The sequence below is a fragment of the Mycobacterium sp. genome, assembly GCF_035653355.1.
GTDB lineage: Bacteria > Actinomycetota > Actinomycetes > Mycobacteriales > Mycobacteriaceae > Mycobacterium.
The window spans coordinates 1-4,888 of sequence record NZ_DASRBZ010000068.1; the positions used below are offsets into that span (position 1 = coordinate 1).

A 4,888-nucleotide genomic window follows, 5' to 3' on the forward strand; every position below is an offset into this window, starting at 1 on the left:
TGCGTGTCGACTACAAACGGATCGACGGCAAGTGGCTGATCAACTACATCACGCCAATCTAGCCGGCTCTCAGTAGCACATCGCAATGTTGTTGCAGTACAACGGATAACGCTCGACGGGTGGGTCCAGCGGCGCGACGAACTGTAGACTGAACGGCGTCTTGGTCATCGCCGGCTGCAGGCCACAGACGTCACCGTGCAGCGACGTATGCGTGCCGGTCATCGTTTCGTCGTCGAACGCGTAGGTCTCGGTGGACTGTGCCGTGCTGCCGTCGGGACAGAGGACTCCGGCATCCTGCTTGACCTGGAAGGTCCACAGCCCATTCACCAACCGGGCTCTGCCGCTGTAGTTCTGCAGCTTCTCCGCGGGTTGGATGTTGCTTTCTGTGGAGCTCACCACGTTCACTATGCAGAAATCCGCCTGAATGATCGGGTTGGCATAGTCCTGGTAGAAGCGGCTTCCGTTTACCTGGTCGCACAGTGCGGAGAGCTTCCATGTGGCTGGCGGCACCCCGGCTTGGCTAAAGGTGTAGTTGCCGTCCGCTGGTGGAGCCAGTGCTCTTGCCGGACTCGCCGTCAGCCCTAGTGCTATTTCGAAGGCTGTGAATACGGCGGCAGCGGTCAACCCGCGAGCGACGGTCACCTGATGCCCTCCCTTTCGCGCCAGCATCAACACTGCACCCGAGTATCACAGCGTTTCGGCGCCGGCACCATGGGTTTGCGCGGTTGCCTTGACCGGCTAGGCCGGTGGGTGAGCCTCGGCCAGCGCGTCGAGAAACGATCGCGCCCAGCGGTCGACGTCATGGGTGAGCACCTGGCGCCGCAGCGCGCGCATCCGTCGGCGCCCTTCCTCGATGGGCTGGTTGAGCGCCGCCTCGATCGCATCCTTGACGCGCTCGGTATCGTGCGGGTTGACCAGGTAAGCCTGGTGCAGTTCGGCTGCGGCGCCGGTGAATTCGCTCAACACCAGCGCGCCGCCCAAATCGCTGCGGCATGCGACATATTCCTTGGCCACCAAGTTCATCCCGTCGCGCAGCGGGGTGACCAGCATGACGTCGGCGGCGACGAAGAACGCAACCAGCTCGTCGCGGGGGACGGGACGGTGGATGTAGTGCACCACCGGATGGCCGACTTCGCCGTATTCGCCGTTGATGTGGCCGACTTGGCGTTCGATGTCGCTGCGCAGAATTTGGTAGCTCTCCACCCGCTCGCGGCTCGGGGTGGCCAGCTGGACCAGCACGGTGTCGTCGCGCTTGGCGCGCCCTTCGGCGAGCAGCTCGTTGAATGCCTTTAGCCGAACGTCGATGCCCTTGGTGTAGTCGAGCCGGTCGACGCCGAGCAGGATCTTGCGGGGGTTGCCGAGTTCCGCCCGGATTTCGCGGGCCCGCCGCCGGACGCTGCGGTCGCGGGCCTTCTGGTCGAGTTCAGCTGAGTCGATGGAGATAGGGAAGGCGCCTACCCGGACGGTGCGCGACCCTAACTCAACGTCACCGAAGCGCGAGCGGACACCCACCGCGCCGCGGGAGGTATTGGCGCCGACGAGTCGGCGCGACAAGAACAAGAAGTTCTGAGCGCCGCCGGGTAGATGGAATCCCACCAGGTCGGCGCCGAGCAGCCCTTCGATGATCTCGGTGCGCCACGGCAGCTGCATGAACAGCTCGACCGGCGGAAACGGGATGTGCAGGAAAAAGCCGATGGTCAGATCGGGCCGCATTTCCCGCAGCATCTTCGGCACCAGTTGCAGCTGGTAGTCCTGCACCCACACGGTTGCGCCGCGACCCGCGGCGCGTGAGGTCGCTTCGGCGAAGCGGTGGTTGACCTCGGCGTAACGATCCCACCATTCGCGGTGGTAGATCGGTTTGACGATGACGTCGTGGTACAGCGGCCACAGGGTGGCGTTGGAGAATCCCTCGTAGTACTGGGCGACGTCGTCGGCGCTGAGCCCGACGGGATGCAGTCGTAGATCCTCGGCCACGATGGGTTCTTCGTCGGCGTCGACGATGCCCGGCCAACCGATCCAGGCTCCGCGGCGACGGCGCAGCAGCGGCTCTAACGCCGTGACCAGGCCACCCGGGCTGCGCTTCCAGGTGGTGCTCCCGTCGGGGAGCCGTTCCATGTCGATCGGCAGCCGGTTGGCGACCACCACGAAATCGGAGTCCCCGGGGCCCGAATCCTTGGGGCCCTGGCGTTCCCCGGGAGTCACTTACGTCTCGTTTTTCGTTGGTCCAATGCCGAGCATGGATAGGAACATCCGGCACTCATCGGCGTCGTTCGCGTATGCCGCGACTACGCGCCTGGCCTGGCTTGCCGTGCTGTCGGTTAACGGTTCCACGTCGCCGATTTCGCCGGGGTCAGACTTGGAAGGCATGACATCACTGTAGGCGAAGTGCGCTTTGGGCCGCAGGTGCGCGCCGCAACCCGCCGACGAGCACGTTACGTGCTAGCCGTAATCTGTAAGCGTCTAACCAACGCAGGTGAGGTGGCGAATGGCAGTCCACGACGATGTGGGCACCGGCGCGGTCGACGGTGCGTCCGCTGAGCTGGTGACCTACGAAACGCTCGATGAGGGCCGCATCGCCCGTGTGTGGCTCAACCGGCCCGAGGCGCACAACGCGCAGAACCGCACCTTGCTGGTCCAGCTCGACGAGGCATTCTTACGCGCCGAGGCCGACGACGACGTCCGGGTGGTGATCCTGGCGGCGCGCGGCAGGAACTTCTCTGCCGGCCACGACCTGGGCTCTGAGGCCGCGTTGGCTGAACGCAAGCCCGGGCCGGCCCAGCATCCGACGTTTCGTGGCTATGGCGCCACCCGCGATCCGATCGCCGAGAAGACTCTTCTGCAGGAATGGCACTTCTATTTCCAGAACACGTGCCGCTGGCGCGATCTGCGCAAGATCACCATCGCCCAGGTTCAGGGCAATGCGATCTCCGCGGGTCTGATGCTGATCTGGGCGTGCGATCTCATCGTCGCCGCCGACAACGCGAAGTTTTCCGACGTCGTCGGGGTGCGCATGGGCATGCCGGGCGTCGAATATTACGCTCACCCTTGGGAGTTCGGCCCGCGAAAAGCGAAAGAACTGCTGTTGACCGGTGATTCGTTGGACGCCGACGAGGCGTACCGGTTGGGCATGGTGTCCAAGGTCTTCCCGCTCGACCAGTTAGAAGAGAAGACGCTGGAATTCGCGCGGCGCATTGCCGAGCGGCCCACGATGGCGGCGCTGCTGATCAAAGACTCGGTGAACGCGGCATCGGACGCGATGGGATTCACCGAGGCGCTGCGGCACGCCTTCCATGTGCACGAGCTCGGACATGCGCACTGGGCGGCGCGCAACGAGAACCGGTACCCCGTTGGGCTGCCACCAGATGTGGAGGACTGGCGCAACGCGAAGCCGTCGAAGATCGCCCGCCGCGACGAGCCCTAGAGGGTGCTTACATCTGTGTCGTTGTGCTCGGGAGAGACCGGATATGCGTTTTGCCCGCCTTCGAGCGTTCGAGGTGGCCCCGTCCGCCGGCGGTGACGCAAATCGCTTCAAGGCGGGCAATTAGTCGCTTTGTGGCGGGGAGCGTTACTGGCGGGGACGGGCACATGTTTCGATAGCTAGAACCTGTTTCAGTTTTCGGCGTGAGGAGTCGGCGTGCAGCTTTCGTTCGAAGACCGGACATACCTGGTCACCGGCGGCGGCAGCGGGATCGGCAAGGCGGTGGCTGCCGGGCTGGTCGCCTCCGGAGCGTCGGTGATGATCATCGGACGCGATGCCTACAAGTTGCAGTCGGCCGCGAAGGAAATCGAGAAGGCCGGTGCCGGCTCCATCCGGTATGAACCGGCCGACGTCACGGACGAGACTGAGATCGCACAGGTAGTCGGTGCGGCGACCACGTGGCACGGTCGGCTGCACGGTGTGGTGCATTGCGCGGGCGGGTCGGAGACCATCGGGCCAATCACCCAGATCGACTCGGAGGCCTGGCGACGCACCGTCGACCTAAATGTCAACGGCACCATGTACGTCCTCAAACACGCGGCACGCGAGTTGGTTCGCGGGGGCGGGGGTTCGTTCGTCGGGATTTCCTCGATCGCGGCCAGCAACACCCACCGGTGGTTCGGCGCCTATGGAGTGACCAAATCCGCGGTCGACCACCTGATGATGTTGGCCGCCGACGAGCTGGGTCCGTCGTGGGTGCGCGTCAACGGCATCCGGCCCGGCCTGATCCGCACCGACCTGGTCTCGGCGATCACCGAGTCGCCGGAATTGAGCGAGGACTACCGGGTCTGCACCCCGCTGCCGCGGGTCGGCGAGGTCGAAGACGTCGCGAACCTCGCCATGTTCCTGCTCAGCGATGCCGCCAGCTGGATCACCGGGCAGGTCATCAACGTCGACGGCGGGCATGCGCTGCGACGCGGCCCGGACTTCAGCGCAATGCTGGAGCCGGTGTTCGGGGCCGACGGGCTACGCGGAGTGGTCTGAGCCGCTACCGGCGTCCCGGCCCGCGAGCGTGGCGATCGCTGACCAGTCGAGGTCGCCGTGGCCGTTGGCCACCAGGCTAAGGAAGCGGTCGCGCAGCAGGCTGGCCAGCGGCAGCGGAACTTGCAGATCCTCGGCGGCGGCCAGTACCAGCCGGACGTCTTTGAACCCGAGCGTGGCAGCGAACCCGGCCGGTTGGAATTGCTGGCGCGCGATCAGCCCGCCGTAGGTTTGGTAGGCCGGCGCGCTGAACAGCGTCGAGGTGAGGATGTCGACGTACTGCAGCGGGTCCACGCCGCCCTTGCCTATCAGTGCGATCGCCTCGCCGAGCGACTCGATGACCGACGCGATCAGAAAGTTGCCGGACAGCTTGACCAGGTTGGCGGTGTGCGGCTGCTCGGAGACCACGAAGGTGCGCTGCCCGATCGC

6 protein-coding genes are annotated in these 4,888 nt (G+C 65.1%); 2 read left to right on the plus strand and 4 right to left on the minus strand.

From position 1 onward, the window contains the following. Positions 1 to 69: 69 nt before the first annotated feature. The 3 genes from VFA16_RS02205 to VFA16_RS02215 all read right to left on the minus strand — a co-directional run bounded on the left by VFA16_RS02205 (position 70) and on the right by VFA16_RS02215 (position 2,367). Positions 70 to 642, minus strand: coding sequence for a hypothetical protein (locus VFA16_RS02205; RefSeq protein WP_324966241.1), 573 nt, complete (start codon positions 640 to 642; stop codon positions 70 to 72). A 96-nt stretch (positions 643 to 738) separates the two neighbouring features. After that, positions 739 to 2,202, minus strand: a complete 1,464-nt coding sequence (locus VFA16_RS02210; protein ID WP_324966242.1) for a trehalose-6-phosphate synthase — start codon at positions 2,200 to 2,202, stop codon at positions 739 to 741. Next, the gene (locus VFA16_RS02215) at positions 2,203 to 2,367 is read right to left on the minus strand and encodes a hypothetical protein (protein ID WP_139797705.1); all 165 of its coding nucleotides are present in this window, start codon (positions 2,365 to 2,367) and stop codon (positions 2,203 to 2,205) included. It abuts the gene before it with no gap. Positions 2,368 to 2,485: 118 nt separating this feature from the next. On the opposite strand from VFA16_RS02215, the gene VFA16_RS02220 reads away from it, so the two are divergent. Next, complete coding sequence (locus VFA16_RS02220; protein ID WP_324966243.1) at positions 2,486 to 3,421, plus strand: enoyl-CoA hydratase; 936 nt, start codon at positions 2,486 to 2,488, stop codon at positions 3,419 to 3,421. A 213-nt stretch (positions 3,422 to 3,634) separates the two neighbouring features. Further along, a complete protein-coding gene (locus VFA16_RS02225; protein ID WP_324966244.1) occupies positions 3,635 to 4,462 on the plus strand; it encodes an SDR family oxidoreductase in 828 nt (275 codons plus the stop codon). On the opposite strand, the gene VFA16_RS02230 is transcribed toward VFA16_RS02225, so the two are convergent. Beyond that, a partial coding sequence (locus VFA16_RS02230; RefSeq protein ID WP_324966245.1) for an NAD-binding protein occupies positions 4,445 to 4,888 on the minus strand: 444 nt, incomplete at its 5' end. The genes VFA16_RS02225 and VFA16_RS02230 overlap by 18 nt on opposite strands.